General features: G+C 68.5%; 14 protein-coding genes. 8 read left to right on the forward strand and 6 right to left on the reverse strand.

Features of this window, described 5'->3' with window-relative positions:
• Window positions 1-18 precede the first annotated feature (18 nt).
• Genes HLH48_RS00570 through HLH48_RS00590 form a run of 5 tightly spaced genes read left to right on the forward strand, consistent with a single transcriptional unit; the run spans window position 19 to window position 4,035 of the window.
• Window positions 19-531: a cytochrome c oxidase subunit II gene (locus tag HLH48_RS00570; RefSeq protein WP_182995554.1), complete on the forward strand. Its 513-nt coding sequence runs from the start codon at window positions 19-21 to the stop codon at window positions 529-531.
• Window positions 528-2,273, forward strand: coding sequence for a cbb3-type cytochrome c oxidase subunit I (locus tag HLH48_RS00575; protein ID WP_182995555.1), 1,746 nt, complete (start codon window positions 528-530; stop codon window positions 2,271-2,273). The genes HLH48_RS00570 and HLH48_RS00575 overlap by 4 nt, the downstream gene beginning before the upstream one ends.
• 10 nt (window positions 2,274-2,283) lie before the next feature.
• Window positions 2,284-2,889: an SCO family protein gene (locus HLH48_RS00580; protein ID WP_182995556.1), complete on the forward strand. Its 606-nt coding sequence runs from the start codon at window positions 2,284-2,286 to the stop codon at window positions 2,887-2,889.
• Window positions 2,886-3,671 carry a cytochrome c oxidase assembly protein gene (locus HLH48_RS00585; protein ID WP_182995557.1) on the forward strand — a complete coding sequence of 262 codons (786 nt, stop codon included), beginning with the start codon at window positions 2,886-2,888 and terminating at the stop codon, window positions 3,669-3,671. Before HLH48_RS00580 ends, HLH48_RS00585 begins: the two co-directional genes overlap by 4 nt.
• Window positions 3,672-3,699: 28 nt before the next feature.
• Window positions 3,700-4,035 carry a host attachment protein gene (locus HLH48_RS00590; RefSeq protein ID WP_182995558.1) on the forward strand — a complete coding sequence of 112 codons (336 nt, stop codon included), beginning with the start codon at window positions 3,700-3,702 and terminating at the stop codon, window positions 4,033-4,035.
• A 25-nt stretch (window positions 4,036-4,060) separates the two neighbouring features.
• On the opposite strand, the gene HLH48_RS00595 is transcribed toward HLH48_RS00590, so the two are convergent.
• A complete protein-coding gene (locus tag HLH48_RS00595) occupies window positions 4,061-4,330 on the reverse strand; it encodes a hypothetical protein (protein ID WP_182995559.1) in 270 nt (89 codons plus the stop codon).
• A gap of 184 nt (window positions 4,331-4,514) precedes the next feature.
• Between HLH48_RS00595 and HLH48_RS00600 the strand changes: the two genes are divergently transcribed.
• From HLH48_RS00600 to lptG, 3 genes are all read left to right on the forward strand, one after another.
• On the forward strand, window positions 4,515-5,798 hold the full coding sequence (locus HLH48_RS00600) for a glycosyltransferase (protein WP_246386613.1): 1,284 nt from the start codon (window positions 4,515-4,517) through the stop codon (window positions 5,796-5,798).
• Between the two features lie 131 nt (window positions 5,799-5,929).
• A complete protein-coding gene (gene lptF / locus HLH48_RS00605) occupies window positions 5,930-7,024 on the forward strand; it encodes an LPS export ABC transporter permease LptF (protein WP_182995560.1) in 1,095 nt (364 codons plus the stop codon).
• Window positions 7,021-8,094, forward strand: coding sequence for an LPS export ABC transporter permease LptG (gene lptG, locus HLH48_RS00610; protein WP_182995561.1), 1,074 nt, complete (start codon window positions 7,021-7,023; stop codon window positions 8,092-8,094). Before lptF ends, lptG begins: the two co-directional genes overlap by 4 nt.
• Before the next feature lie 13 nt (window positions 8,095-8,107).
• Here lptG and HLH48_RS00615 read toward each other — a convergent pair whose 3' ends face one another.
• The 5 genes from HLH48_RS00615 to HLH48_RS00635 all read right to left on the reverse strand — a co-directional run bounded on the left by HLH48_RS00615 (window position 8,108) and on the right by HLH48_RS00635 (window position 13,977).
• On the reverse strand, window positions 8,108-9,031 hold the full coding sequence (locus tag HLH48_RS00615) for a CDP-alcohol phosphatidyltransferase family protein (protein WP_343065384.1): 924 nt from the start codon (window positions 9,029-9,031) through the stop codon (window positions 8,108-8,110).
• A 53-nt stretch (window positions 9,032-9,084) separates the two neighbouring features.
• A complete protein-coding gene (locus tag HLH48_RS00620) occupies window positions 9,085-9,801 on the reverse strand; it encodes a phosphocholine cytidylyltransferase family protein (protein WP_182995562.1) in 717 nt (238 codons plus the stop codon).
• The gene (locus HLH48_RS00625) at window positions 9,801-10,928 is read right to left on the reverse strand and encodes an inositol-3-phosphate synthase (RefSeq protein WP_182995563.1); all 1,128 of its coding nucleotides are present in this window, start codon (window positions 10,926-10,928) and stop codon (window positions 9,801-9,803) included. The genes HLH48_RS00620 and HLH48_RS00625 overlap by 1 nt, the downstream gene beginning before the upstream one ends.
• Window positions 10,929-11,449: 521 nt before the next feature.
• On the reverse strand, window positions 11,450-12,619 hold the full coding sequence (locus HLH48_RS00630) for a glycerate kinase (RefSeq protein ID WP_182995564.1): 1,170 nt from the start codon (window positions 12,617-12,619) through the stop codon (window positions 11,450-11,452).
• 41 nt (window positions 12,620-12,660) lie between these two features.
• Window positions 12,661-13,977 (reverse strand): MFS transporter, encoded by a 1,317-nt coding sequence (locus HLH48_RS00635; RefSeq protein ID WP_246386615.1) that lies wholly within the window; start codon window positions 13,975-13,977, stop codon window positions 12,661-12,663.
• Between the last annotated feature and the right edge of the window lie 110 nt (window positions 13,978-14,087).

Genomic DNA, 14,087 nt, shown 5'->3' on the forward strand with positions numbered 1-14,087 from the left:
ATGGACAATCATTCGGGCATGAGCCCTTTCGAAGCCGCCTTCCACGCCTCGGCCGAGCGGCATGAGCGGTTCTGGATCTTCGGCGTGCTGGTGATGCTGGTGCTGCTGACGATCGGGACGATGTTCTACGTCGTCCACGATTACGGGCTGGTGACCGGCACCCGATCCTACGCGACCGACCCGCAGGCCCCGGCGCGCGAGGCCCCCTTCCAGGACGGCAAGGTGGTCCGCACCGGCCCGAACGCCTACGCGGTCTACATGGTCGGCCGCGCCTGGCACTGGGCGCCGGACGTGATCCACGTGCCCCAGGGCGCCGAAATCACCTTCTACGTCACCAGCGCCGACGTGCTGCACGGGTTCGAGATCCAGGGCACGCCGGTCAACCTGACGGCGGTGCCCGGCGTGGTCGGCACGGTCAAATACACATTCCGGCATGCCGGACTGTTCCGCATCATCTGCAACGAATATTGCGGCATGTTCCACCACGCCATGGTGGCCCGCATCATCGTCGATCCGGCAGGCACGCCATGAGCATCGAAATCGCGGCCGACACGCTGCCCTCCGATCTTCCCCTGTCCGCGACCGACCGCGCCGCCGCCGGCATGCGCCGGCTGATGCTGGCCTTCCTGGTCACGGGCTTTTCCGCCCTGCTGGTCGGCGCGACGATCGGCCCCCTCCAGGCATTGAATTACGACGGCGTGAACGCCTATCCCGCCCTGCGCCCGATCCTGCAAAGCTATTACCAGGGCCTGACCATCCACGGGGTGATGAACGGCTACGTCTTCACCTTCTTCGTCACCTGCGGCCTGCTGGTCTACCTGCCGGCGCGCGAAATGGGGGTCGCCCCCAACATGGCGATGTGGCGCGCCTGCTTCGCCGTCATGGCCGCGGGCGCGCTCTGCGTGCTCTATGCGATGGGCGACAATTCGTCCTCGGTGCTGTGGACGTTCTATCCGCCGCTCAAGGGCAGCCCGTTCTTCTATATCGGCATCACGCTGCTGGCCCTCGGCAGCACGATGCCGCTGCCGATCCTGCTGGAGATGCGCGCGGCCTGGCGGCGGCACCGCCCCGGCGAAATCACGCCGCTGGTCACCTATATGTCGCTCACCACCATGCTGATGTGGGGGCTGGCCGGCGTGGGCGTGGTGGCCGAGCTGGTGCTCCAGCTCGATCCGTGGTCCCTGGGGCTGATCGGCACCGTCGACCCGATCATCAACCGCACGCTGTTCTGGCTGACGGGCCACCCCATCGTCTATTTCTGGCTGATGCCGGCCTATGTCTCGTGGTACGGCCTGCTGTCGCGCCAGGTCGGCGGCAAGCTGATCTCGGACCCGATGGCGCGGATCACCTTCGCCCTGCTGATGATCTTCTCGCTGCCCGTGGGCACGCACCACCAGTTCTCCGATCCCGGCTTTTCGTCGATCTGGCGCGGCATCCTGGTGGTGCTGACCATGTCGGTCGCGACCCCCAGCCTCGTCACCGCCTTCACCATCGGGCTGAGCCTGGAATATGCCGGCCGCCTGCGCGGCGGCAAAGGCTGGTTCGGCTGGTTCGCCGCCCTGCCCTGGGCCGATCCCAGCGTCACGGCGCAGCTCCTCGCGGCGATCACCTTCATCCTCGGCGGCGCCACCGGCATCGTCAACGGCAGTTGGCAGCTCAACGCCATCGTCCACAACACCACCTTCATTCCGGGCCATTTCCACGTCACCGTCGGCAGCGTCACCGCCATGACCTTCATGGCGATCAGCTTCTGGATGGTGCCGCACCTGACCGGCCGCCGCCTGGTCAGCCGCCGGCTGGCACTGTTCTCCGCCTGGACCTGGTTCATCGGCATGACGCTCTTCGCCATCGGCATGACATGGGCCGGCCTGTACGGCGTGCCGCGCCGCGCCTGGGTCTCCGCCCTGCCGCACGACACCTATCACGCGCTCTATGGCATGGCGTCGGTCCCGCTGGCGCTGGTGGCGGCGGGCGGCGTCCTGCTGTGGGTGGCCAGCTACGCGTTCTTCGCGGTCTTCTTCGGCACCATCCTGTTCGGCCGGCGCACGGCCCCGCCACCCATCCCCTTCGCCCGGTCCTTCGGCGGCCCGGCCAGCTACAGCATCGACTCACCGCCCAATCCGGCCCGGGCGGCCTCGCCCCTGATCCGCGCGCTGGACCATGTCTGGCTCCTGACCGGCATCACGGCGCTGGCGACCATCGCCGCCTATATCCCGATCCTGTGGCCGTTCCTGCACCATGTGACGCGGGCGCCGGGTTGGATTCTCTGGTAGGCCACGCGGCATGCCGGCGCGGGCACCCCCGATACGCCACTCGCTGCGCCGCGCCGCCTGCGCCGTGGCGGCCGTCGCGGCACTGCTCGCCCTCTATGCCGGCTGGCGCGGCGATCTCGGCCGGCTCGGCTCTCCCGTCTCGCCGCTCCCCGCGCCGCCCCTGGCCCTGCGCGACGATCTGGGCCACCCGTTCGACCCGGCGACACTGCGGGGCCGCGCGACACTGGTCTATTTCGGCTATGTGCGCTGCCCCGACGTCTGCCCGACGGTGCTGGAGGCACTGGGCCCGGTCTTCGCCCGGCTGGGCCCCGACGCGGCGCGGACGCGGGTACTGTTCGTCACGCTGGACCCGGCGCATGACACGCCCACGGTGCTGCACGGCTTTCTCGCCCATTTCCAGCCGACCCCGACCGGCCTGACCGGCCCACCCGCCGAACTGGCCCGGACAGCCCACGCCTGGGGGATCGGCTGGACGGGCAGCGACGGCCGGATCAGCCACACCTCGGTCCTGACCCTGGTGGGCCCGGATGGGCGGACACACGCGCGCTACGGCATGACACAGTTGGGCGATCCCGCCACGATGGCCGCCGAGATCCGCGCGGTCCTGTCGTCATGAGGGGCTGGAGCCCGCTGTTCCAGGCCGGCTGGATCGCCGCCGGCCTGCTGGGCGGCAGCGCGGTCCTGCTGCTGGCCGCGCGGCATCGTCGGGGCTCGTGGCGGCTGGCGGCGGGGGGCATCGGCATGGCGCTGCTGACGGTCGCCGGCCTGGGGCTGCGCGACCCGCTGGCCTCGATGACCCAATATACGTTCGCCCTGATGGTGGTGGGTCAGGTCGTGCCGCCGTTTCTCCTCCTGGCCACGACCGCCGCGCCAGGCACCGCCGCCCCCGTCCGGCTCGCGCCCTGGTGGCGCGATCCGGGCGTGGCCGCCGCGCTGTTCGGCGGCCTCGCGGTGGCGACCGGCCTGCCGTCGATCCTCGACCGATCCCTGGCCAACGCGCTGTTCAGCGCGCCGCTGGGCCTGCTGGACCTGCTGGCCGGGCTGCTGTTCTGGGCCCAGTTGATGCCCGGCAGCCGCGTGATCCGGCACGATCCCCTGGCCGGCGCCTATGCGCTGCTGGGCAGCCTGCCCATGACGGTGGTGGCCGTGGTGTGGATGACGGCGCCGCGCGTGCTGTACGCCCCCTATCTGGACGTATTGTGCCGCTGGGACCTGACTCCGCTCGAAGACCAGCATTGGGCGGGCTTCGTGATGCTGGTGGCCGGCCTGCCGCTCCAGGTGGTGGGGGCCTGGCTGCTGGTCGCGGCGCAGGGGTCCCCATCGTCGGGCGCATCACGGAATGTGATGCCGGGAAAGATGCAGCCTCCTTCCCCGCCACGGCGTTCGGGTGAAGGATGATGCGACCTTCGAGAGGGAGAAGAGGATCATGCCAACGATCGACCCCGTGACCTATGTCGTCGCCGACGCGCACACCGCCCGCCTGCTGCGCCACGAAGGACACGCGCTGCACACGACCCGGCACATCGCGCCCACCGGTCATTTCGCCGCCACCATCGCCGAGACGCTGAATCATGGCGCGACGGACGGCACGATCAGCCGTTTCGTGCTGGCCGCGCCGGCCCACCTGCTGCACGAAATCCAGGCCGGCCTGGCCGACATCGCCCGGGACAAGCTGATTCTGGCCCTTCCCAAGGAACTGGCGCAGCTACCGGACCACGAACTGATCGCTCATTTCGACATTCCGGCGACCGGCTGGCCCTGACGCGCGCCCGAACCCGGCGCCGGCCTCACGTTTCGGCGCCGGGCCGCCGGGCCCATGCATCCAGGTCGAGAAAGGCCTCGACCATCCGTTCCAGCGCGAGCGCGCGATTCGGCAGGTCCGACTGCCGCGCCTGCCAAGCGTCGACCCGGCGGAGAACGGCACGGTCGAGCGTGACCGTCACCCGCTCGCCATCCCCAACCGTCCGCGGTGCCTGTAAGGCCGAACAGAGCCCCGACACCTGGGCGCGCAGCGCGGTCAGGTGCGACAGGATTTCGATGGCGGTCAGATCAGGCATGACCGTTTCCTCCCAACCAGACACGGTCCGCCTGGACCCGTCATCCGCAGTCACAGCGCACGATCTCCATGATGGTTGCATGTCCGATGCCACGGCCTGCCTCCCGGCATCCTTCTGGACAGGCCCGGACGTTCCCGGTCATATGCGCCATCGGCGGGCCCGCGCCCGGACAGAAGGCGGATGAATGCGACCAGTGAGACAGAGCGGCCATATGGGCAACCCGGAGGGGCGGCCCGAAATCCTTTTCGCGTTCGAAAACCCGCTCCCGAGTGCCGAGGCCGACGCCGAAGTCTTCGTCACGACCGCCCGATACCTAGCCCGCCTGGCCCCCCGCGCGCGCCTGCACGTTCCCATGCGGGGCCGGGCGGCCTGCGCGGCGCTGGCCCGGGCCACCGGCCTGACGGTGGTGCGGGCCTGGGCGCCGCTGGCCCCGGCGGTGCTGCGCCATCTGATGTGCGGCCTGACCATCGTCTGCCGCGGCGCCTTCCGGCGGGCCGACCTGGTCTATACCCGCAATCTGTGGATCGCCTGGATGTCCATCCGGTGCGGCCAGCGGGTGGTGTTCGACCATTACCGCCCGTGGCCCGACCAGATCCCGCCGCTATGCGGCTGGCTCCACCGGCTGATGAACCATCCGCGCTTCATCCTCAATATCTGCCACTCGGACTATACGCTGCGAAAATATCTCGAACTCGGGGTGCCCGCGGCCAAGCTCCGCTGCATCCATAACGGGTTCGAGCCCGGGCGGCTGGATACGACACCGCCGTCCGACGCCGCGCGCCAGGCCCTGTCCATCCCCCTCGCGACGCGGACGATCGTCTATACGGGCCGGATCAACCAGAAGAAGGGGCTGGAAGTGGTCATCGAGGCGGCGCGCCTGCTGCCCGACCGACTGTTCATCCTGGTCGGCTCCTATGGCGACGGACCGATCGAGACCATGGCCCGTCCCCTGCCCAACGTCCGGATCGTCCCGTTCCAGCCGCCGGACACTCTGGGCCAGTACGTCGCGGCGGCCGACGTCCTGCTGATCCCGCCTTCGCTGCAACCCCTGACGCGCTTCGGCTCGACGGTGCTGCCGCTGAAGCTGTTCTTCTACATGGCCTCGGGCCGCCCCATCCTGGCCGGCGACACCCCCGACGTGCGCGAAATCCTGCATCACGAGGTCAATGCCTGCCTGTGCCAGCCGGATTCCCCGCAGGCCCTGGCGGTCGCGCTGCGCCGGCTGACCGACGACCCGGCCCTGTCCGCCCGCCTCGCCGAAGCCGCGCTGGCGGAAAGCCGCACCCTGACATGGGAGGCCCGCGCCGGCCGGATCATGACCGCGATCACCGAGCGCCTGGCCGCCCCGCCCGACCCCGCCGAGCCCTGGCAGGCGTCCCACCGGCGCCTCTACCGGCGCCAGTCCTGGCGCTGGCTGAAACATCTGCTGCGCACCCGCTCGCCGATCCTGCCGCCCACGGGCGCCTGACCCGGCGGGCCCGGCCGGTTTGACGAAAGCGGGCCGCTCTTTTATCCTCGGCGCTTCAGGGGCGCGTTCAAACCCGGCACCGGCCGCACCCGTCCGACGCGACGCGCATCCCGACAGACGGTTCTCACACCTTGATCATTCGCACCTATCTCCTGCGCGAAATCGGGAAGCCCCTGGCGCTCATGCTGGCGGCCTGCATGGCGCTGTTCGCCGGCTACAGCGCCGCCGACTTCCTGTCCGACGCGGTGAACGGATTGCTGTCCACCAACACGATCGTCGAGCTGATCATCCTGAAACTGCTGATCAGCCTGGAAGTCCTGGTGCCGGTGGCACTCTACCTGTCGACCGTGCTGGCGCTGGGCACGCTGTACGGCAATTCCGAAATCACGGCGCTGCATGCCCTGCGCGTGACCCCCGGCATGGTGCTGCGCCATGTCCTGGTCCTGGCCGGATGCGTCGCCATCGGGGTCGGCATCCTGTCGCTGGTCGTGCGCCCCTGGGCCTATGACCGCCTGCATGCCCTGTCGCGCAGCGCCGAACTGTCGCTGGACGTCGATGCGATGCAGCCCGGCACCTTCTATGTGGTGCAGAATGGCGGCCGCGTCATTTTCCTGACCCGACGACAGGGTCCCAACGGCGCGGCGCGGGATATCTTCGTCCAGTTGCGCCGTCCCGAGGACATCCGGATCATCCATGCCGAACTCGGCTACCCGGTGCCCGAGGACGGCGGCGGCCACGCCGACCTCTATGTGCGGCTGAAAAACACCCATATCTACGACATCGCCACCCGCCCGGGCGGCCACGACCAGGTCATGACCGCGCGCGAGATCACCCAGGACCCGAACCGCCACGTCGTCGAGGCGCCGGACGACAGCGCGGTGACCACCGACAGCCTGCGCATCGCGTCCCTGCACAAGCCGGCGGACGTGGCGGAATTCCAGTGGCGCCTGTCCACGCCCCTGACCACCCTATTGCTGGCGATGCTGGCAGTGCCGCTCGCGCGGGGCCGCCCTCGGCAGAACCGCTACGGCAAGCTGGGGACCGCGATCCTGATCTTCTTCGTCTACTACCTGCTCTATACGTCGGCCCGCACCTGGGTCCAGCATGGCAGGGTTCCCCCCATCCCCGGCATCTGGTGGGCGCCCGGCCTGCTGGCGATCCTGACGGCGTTCATGCTGCGCGAGCAGATCGCCGACCTGCTGTCGCGACGGGCCCGCGCGGCATGAAACGCTTCGACCGCTATATCCAGTTCGTCACGCTGCGGGCTTTCCTGCTGGTCGCCACCGGCCTCACCGCCCTGTTCAGCCTGCTGGAATTCGTCGACCAGCTCTCCTATGTCGGCCAGGGCCATTATCACCTGGCCGACGCCGCCGCCTATACCGCCCTGCTGGCGCCGGCGCGCTTCATGCAGGTCACCCCGATCGCCCTGCTGCTGGCCTGCCTGCTCGGGCTGGGCGGCCTCGCCCGCCATTCCGAGCTGACGGCGCTGCAAGGGATCGGCCTGTCCGAAATCCGGATCATCGGCGCGGTGCTGCGCCTGATCGTGCCGACGATCGTGCTGCTGTTCGTGGTCGGGCAGTTCATCGTCCCCTCGGCCCGCCACGCGGCGCAGGAACGCCGCACCGCCGCCCTGGCCTCGGATTCCGGACAGTCGGACGACAACACCGCCTTCTGGGCCCATGGCGACCGGCAGTTCCTCGGCGTCCGCCGCTTCGTGAACGAACGGCTGGGCGAGGACATCGACATCTACCGGTTCGACGACCAGGGCGCGTTGACGCGCTACCTGCACGCGGATCACGCGACGATCGGCGCGGACGACGACTGGCAACTGGCCGACGTCACCAGCAAGACCGTGGTCGGCGACCAGTTCCGGACGAGCCATCAGGACAGCATGACCTGGCACGCCTTCCTCTCGTCGCGGCAGATCCGCTTCCTCAGCCTGCCGCCCGAGAGCGTGCCGCCCATCGCCCTCTACCGCTACATCCAGGACCTGAAGCGGCACCATCTGCCCGCCACGCGCTACGAGCAGGAATTATGGTCGCGCATCAGCACGCCATTCGCCATGATCGCGCTGATCGCCTGCGCCGCGCCCTTCGTCTTCGGCCCGCCGCGATCGCAGAATCTGGGCTATCGGATGGCGGTCGGCATCGCGATCGCCATCGTGTTCTCGCTGGGGCAGGAAATCACCAACCGGCTGGGATTGCTGCTGGACCTGAACCCGGCGGTCACCGCCCTGACCCCACCCGTCCTGCTGATGCTGTCGGCGGCCTATCTCTTCATCCACACCCGGGAATAGGCGCGGCGCCCGCTCACAGCGCGACGGACGCCCGGGCCTCGACCGCAAAGCCCGTCTGGCGGCGATCGGCATCCAGCCCGGCCAGGAAGGCGGCATCGCACCCGCGCTGCCGCGCCAGCAGCATCATCAGGATCGCGGAAAACCCCACGATCTCGAACAGGAAATAGGCCAGCGGCACCCGGCAGACGACGCAGAGGAAGATGCCGATGGTCCGATAGTTCGCCGACAGGATCGACCAGCCGCGCAGCAGCGGCGCGAAGGCGTCGCGATAGGCCCGCCGCAGCACCGCCTCCCGGTCGGGATGCGCCGCCAGCAGCCCCGTCAGGCGCTGGTTCAACCCTGCCTCTCCACCACCGGCGGTCAGGGCCTCCAGCCGCCCGTACAGCCCGTACAGCAGGTCGCCCACGCGCCGGCCCGACCGCGCGGCGCGCCGCGTCGCCGGCGGCGACCCGCGCCCCCAGCCCCAGAAATTATAATCCTGCCGCTGCCGTTCATAGGCGGCGGACTGCACCGCATGACACAGCCCCGCCACCACGACCAGCGCCCAGACCCAGGCGCCATGGCGGGCGGACAGCGCCAGCGCCAGCCCGACATAGACCGAGACGAACGTCACGTAATCGCAGATCCCGTCGAGAATCTTGCCGGTCTGCGACTGCCTGCCCGTCAGGCGCGCCAACTGGCCGTCCGCCCCGTCCATGACATGCCAGACGATCATGAGCAGGAACCCGGCAACCGCGAAACGCGGGTCGCCGACATGGTGATAGGCCACCCCCGCGAGCACGCCCGCCGCCATGCCGCCGAGCGACACCGCATTGGGCACGACCCCCAGGCGGGCGAAATGCCGCGTCAGCCACCCCGAGACGGGATGGATGACATGCAGGTTGGTCAGTTCCTCGATTTCCGACGTGCGCCGCACGGGATCGGTCTGCTGCAACACGACTGGCGCCCTTGTTTCCTCGCCCTGACCCACGGAAGTCAGGCCCGTCTCCGTCAAAGCAGCCCCTGGGCCATCAGCCGCTCGGCCTTGTCATACGCCACCGGATCGTCGACATCGATCCACAGGCGCGCGCCGACATCCAGGACATACGCCTTGCGCCAGCGGGCCAGCGTGTTCATCGCGCCGGAAATACTGTCCTCACCCTCGGCCTGGCTGCTCTCCAGGGCATCGAACATGGCGGGCGTACACCGGAAGATCCCGGTATCGAACGCATTGAATTCCGTCAGCGCCTTGCCGATCCGCTCGATGCGCTCCGCCTGGCACAGCACGCGCGTGACATCGTCCGGGTCGTTGAGCATGCGCTCGATATTGCTGTCGACCCCCAGCGTCACCCCATCCCGCCCGGCGGGGATCGACGCCATCAGGCGATTGATGTCCGGATCCAGCACATGGTCGCACATCGTCAGCAGGAACGGCCCGTCGAGAAACGGCTTGGCGCACAGGACCGAAACCCCGTTGGCGCGGTCCCAGGCCGGATTATGGACATGGGTGACGCGCACCCCGTCGCATTCCGCCATGCCGTCCAGCGCCGTGCGCAGTTCGTCGCCACGATAGCCGTTGATGATGACGAATTCATCGACCCCGCCACGGCGGGCACGGTCGATGACCTCGGCGATCAGGGCGCGCCCCCGGATCGGGACCAGGGGCTTGAGCGGCCCCTTGTCACGCAGGCGGCTGCCCTGCCCGGCGGCGACGATCAGGCATTTCATCAGGCGGGCACGACCTCGGTCGAGTGGGTGGTGATGAAGTCCTCGACCAGCTTGTACGCCTCGTCATCGGTGTACTGGACCAGCGGATGCTTGCAGAAATAGGCGCTGGGCGCCGCCAGCACGCCGCCGACGCCGGAATCGAGCGCCAGCTTGCAGCAGCGGATCATGTCGATGGCCACACCGGCCGAATTGGGCGAATCCTGCACCGACAGACGCAGTTCCAGCTCCAGCGGCACATTGCCGAAGGCATGGCCTTCCATGCGGATGAAGCACACCTTGTTGTCGTTCTGCCACGGCACATAGTCGCTGGGGCCGACATGGATGTCCTCGTTTTCCATCCGCGTCTTGGCGACGGCCTGCACGGCTTCGGTCTTCGAGGTCTTCTTCGACGCCAGGCGCTCCTGGTTCTTCATGTTCAGGAAGTCGGTATTGCCGCCGGTATTGAGCTGGTACGTATGCAGCATCTTGACGCCGCGCTTGGCGAACAGGTCGGTCAGCACGCGATGGACGATGGTGGCGCCGAGCTGCGACTTGATGTCGTCACCGATGATCGGCACGTTGCGCTCGGCGAAACGGGCGGCATATTCCGGATCGCTGGCGATGAAGACCGGAATGTTGTTGATAAAGCCGACCCCGGCCTCCAGCGCGCACTCGGCATAGAAGCGCGTGGCCTTCTCCGACCCGACCGGCAGGTAGTTCACCAGGATCTCGGCGCCGCTGCGGCGCAGTTCGGCCACCACGTCCTCGCGGCTCGGCTCGGCGGCCTCGGCCTTCACGAAGGTGCGCTTCTCGTCCTGATGGGCCATATGCTCCGAGAAGCCGTCCAGCACCGCGCCCATCCGCACGGTCACGCCGCTGTCGGGGATGCCCGGCTCGAATTTCACGACGCAGTTGGGGGCGGCGAAGATGGCGCGGCTGACATCGGTGCCGACCTTGCGCGCGTCGATATCGAACGCGGCCACCACCTCGATGTCGCTGGGACGATAGCCGCCGAGGCTCTCGTGCATCAGGCCGATGACTTCCTCGTTATGGCGGTTCGGGCCGTAATAATGAATGCCCTGGATCAGCGCGCTGGCGCAATTGCCGACGCCCACGACCGCGATACGGATACCGCCCTTAGTCTTCATAATCTTCCCCTGCTCTCTTCGAGACCATCATAAACGAACAGTCGCGCCGGCCGCTGGCCGCACGACGAATCAAAACGCGCATTGTCGCCTGAACAGGCCCGGAATCGATCGCGCGACGCACATCATGGATCGTCTGCCGCGCTCACTCCCTGCTACGATCCGCGCCGATTGTCACCGGGCCTCCTGCTCTCCTGCCGGGAAGCATCGGGGAAATCCGATACCAGATCAAGAATGCGTCTCTCTCCGGTCCCCCTCAGCCGGCGTCAGGCGCGGCCTGTCGGGCACGCCCATGGCCCGGATACAGCTCAATTCGTGTCTTATGTTACAAACCCCGATGGTCTTTTAGTTAAATTAAATTAATGTTCATAAGGCCGGAAACGCGACGCCATCCCGAAAAGGACAGCGGTTTTCGCGGTTATTCATGGAAAGATAACCATCTACGGACTCGCGGCCGACGCATGCCTGCGCCACACGGCTCGACACGGATGTCTCCGTTCTGTCATGATTGACATAAAATAAAATCAACGGTCGGTGAAATCGTTACATCCAGCGGATCCGGCGCGAAAGAGCGCGGTCGCGGCGGCCACGTTGCGCGCCGTCACCCGCACATTCGCCGCCGCCTCCGCCAAGGCATCCTCCAGCGTGCAGGGCCGGTTGACGACGCTGAAGACGGCGTCGATTCCATGGGCATGCACCCTGGCGGCATCCTGCCCCAGCGAGCCGGCGATGCCGATCACCGGCCGCCCATGCCGCCGCGCCACCCTGGCCACGCCGATCGGCGCCTTGCCATGGACCGTCTGCCCGTCGATCCGCCCCTCGCCCGTAATCACCAGGTCGGCGTCGGACAGGATGGCATCCAGCCCCAGCGCCTCCATCACGATCTCCACGCCCGGCCGCAGGGTGGCATCCAGGAACGCCAGCGCCCCGCCCCCCAGCCCGCCGGCCGCGCCGGCCCCGGGAACGGTGTCGATCGCGCGCCCGACCGCCGCCGCGACCTGCCGCGCATACACCGCCAGCCCGTCATCCAGCAGGCGCACCATGTCCGGCGTCGCCCCCTTCTGCGGGCCGAAGACGGCCGACGCCCCGGACGGCCCGGTCAGCGGATTATCGACATCGCACGCCACCTCGACCCGGCAATCCGCCAGCCGGGCGTCGAGGCGCGACCGGTCGATGCGCGCCAGCCGGGCCAGCCCGCCGCCGCCGAACGGCAGTTCCACGCCGTCACGGTCGCGCAGCGACACGCCCAGGGCCTGCGCCATGCCGGCACCGCCATCATTGGTGGCGCTGCCGCCCAGCCCCAGGATGACATGCCGGCAACCTTCGTCGAGCGCCGCCAGGATCAACTGCCCCACGCCATAGGTCGTGGCCGCCAGCGGGTCCCGCCGGTCGCGCGGCACCAGCATCAGCCCGGCGGCGGCGGCCATCTCCACCACCGCCGTCCGTCCGTCGCCCAGGATGCCGAACGCGGCCATGACGGGTTCGCCCAGCGGCCCGGTCACCTCCCGGGTCAGCATCCGTCCCCCGGTCGCCAGCACCAGCGCCTCGGCGGTGCCTTCACCGCCATCGGCCGCCGGCAGCTTCACATAGGCCGCGCGCGGGTAGATTTCGCGAAACCCCTCCTCGATCGCATCGGCCACCTGCAAGGCCGACAGGCTTTCCTTGAAGGAATCACAAACGATCACGACCTTCATTGCCTTCCCTCCATCATTTTCCTGTTGTGCCGCCCGGGATTTCAGCGGTTGACGCGCGAGGCGGGCATGCGCAGCACCAGCACCACGCCCAGCACCGCCATCGCCGCCAGCAGGGCCAGCGCGCCGTCGGTCCGCTGGGTCGCATCCTTGATCCAGCCCACCAGGTACGGGCTGGCGAACCCCGCCAGTTGTCCCATCGAATTGATCAGCGCCAGCCCACCCGCCGCCGCCGCGGGGCTGAGATACCCGTTGCAGAGCGGCCAGAACATCGGCAGGCCGGTCAGCGCACCCGCGGTCGCCACGGTCAGCGCGCCCAGCGCCACGGGCAGCGAGTCCGGAAACCGCGCCGCCACCGCCAGCCCGGCCGCCGCCATCAGCAGCGGCACCGCCAGATGCCACCGCCGCTCGCGCAGCCGATCGGCCGAACGGCCCATGACGATCATGAACAGGCCGGCCGCCAGATACGGCACCGCGCTCAGCCAGCCGATCGTCGCCGCATCATGGATACCGCTGGAGCGGATGATCGTCGGCAGCCAGAAATTGATCGCATAGACCCCGGCCTGGATGCAGAAATACAGCAGCCCCAGCATCCACACCGCCGGATTGCGCAGCACGGCGCCGAAACCGTCGGCCAGTTGCTTCGGCTGCTCCAGCCGGTCGCGCCGCAACGCCTCGCCGACCGCCGCCCGTTCCTCCGGGGCCAGCCAGGCCGCCTGTTCGACCCTGTCGCTCAGCAGCACCAGCATGCCGAGGCCGAGCACGACCGTCGGCAACCCCTGTAGCAGGAACAGCCACTGCCACGCCGCCAGCCCGCCCGGCGCCCGGGCGAAATGCGCCAGCATCCAGCCCGACAGCGGGCCGCCCACCACGCCCGAGAGCGGAATCGCCGCCATGAACAGGGTCAGCGCCCGTCCCTGCCGCGCCGAGGGAAACCAGCGCGTCAGATACAGCACCAGCCCCGGAAAGAACCCCGCCTCCGCCGCCCCGGTCACGAAGCGAAGCAGGTAGAAGCTGGCCGGCCCGGCCACGAACATCTGCGCCGCCGACAGCAGGCCCCACACGACCATGATCATCGCCAGCCAGCGCCGCGCGCCCACGCGCTGCAACATCAGGTTGCTGGGCACGCCGCAGGCGATATAGCCGAGAAAGAAGATCCCGGCCCCCAGCCCATAGGCGCGCTCGGACATGTGCAGCGCATCCAGCATGTCCAGCTTGGCAAAGCCGACATTCACCCGGTCCAGGTAGTTGAACAGGTAACAGACGAAAATATACGGAACCACCCTGCCCGCGACCTTGCGAAAGGTCGCGTCCAGCCGGTCCACGGCCGGCGACGAGGCGACGGAGACTGCGTGCATCATTCTTCCCCGATGCGTGTTCTTTTTTCTTGCCCGCCCACGTCCCGGGGCGGGATGCGGACGGGGGCGCGACGCCATGCGGCGCCGGGCCTTTGGTGCGACCCTACGGGCAG

It is taken from the genome of Gluconacetobacter sacchari (assembly GCF_014174255.1).
Taxonomy (GTDB): domain Bacteria; phylum Pseudomonadota; class Alphaproteobacteria; order Acetobacterales; family Acetobacteraceae; genus Gluconacetobacter; species Gluconacetobacter sacchari.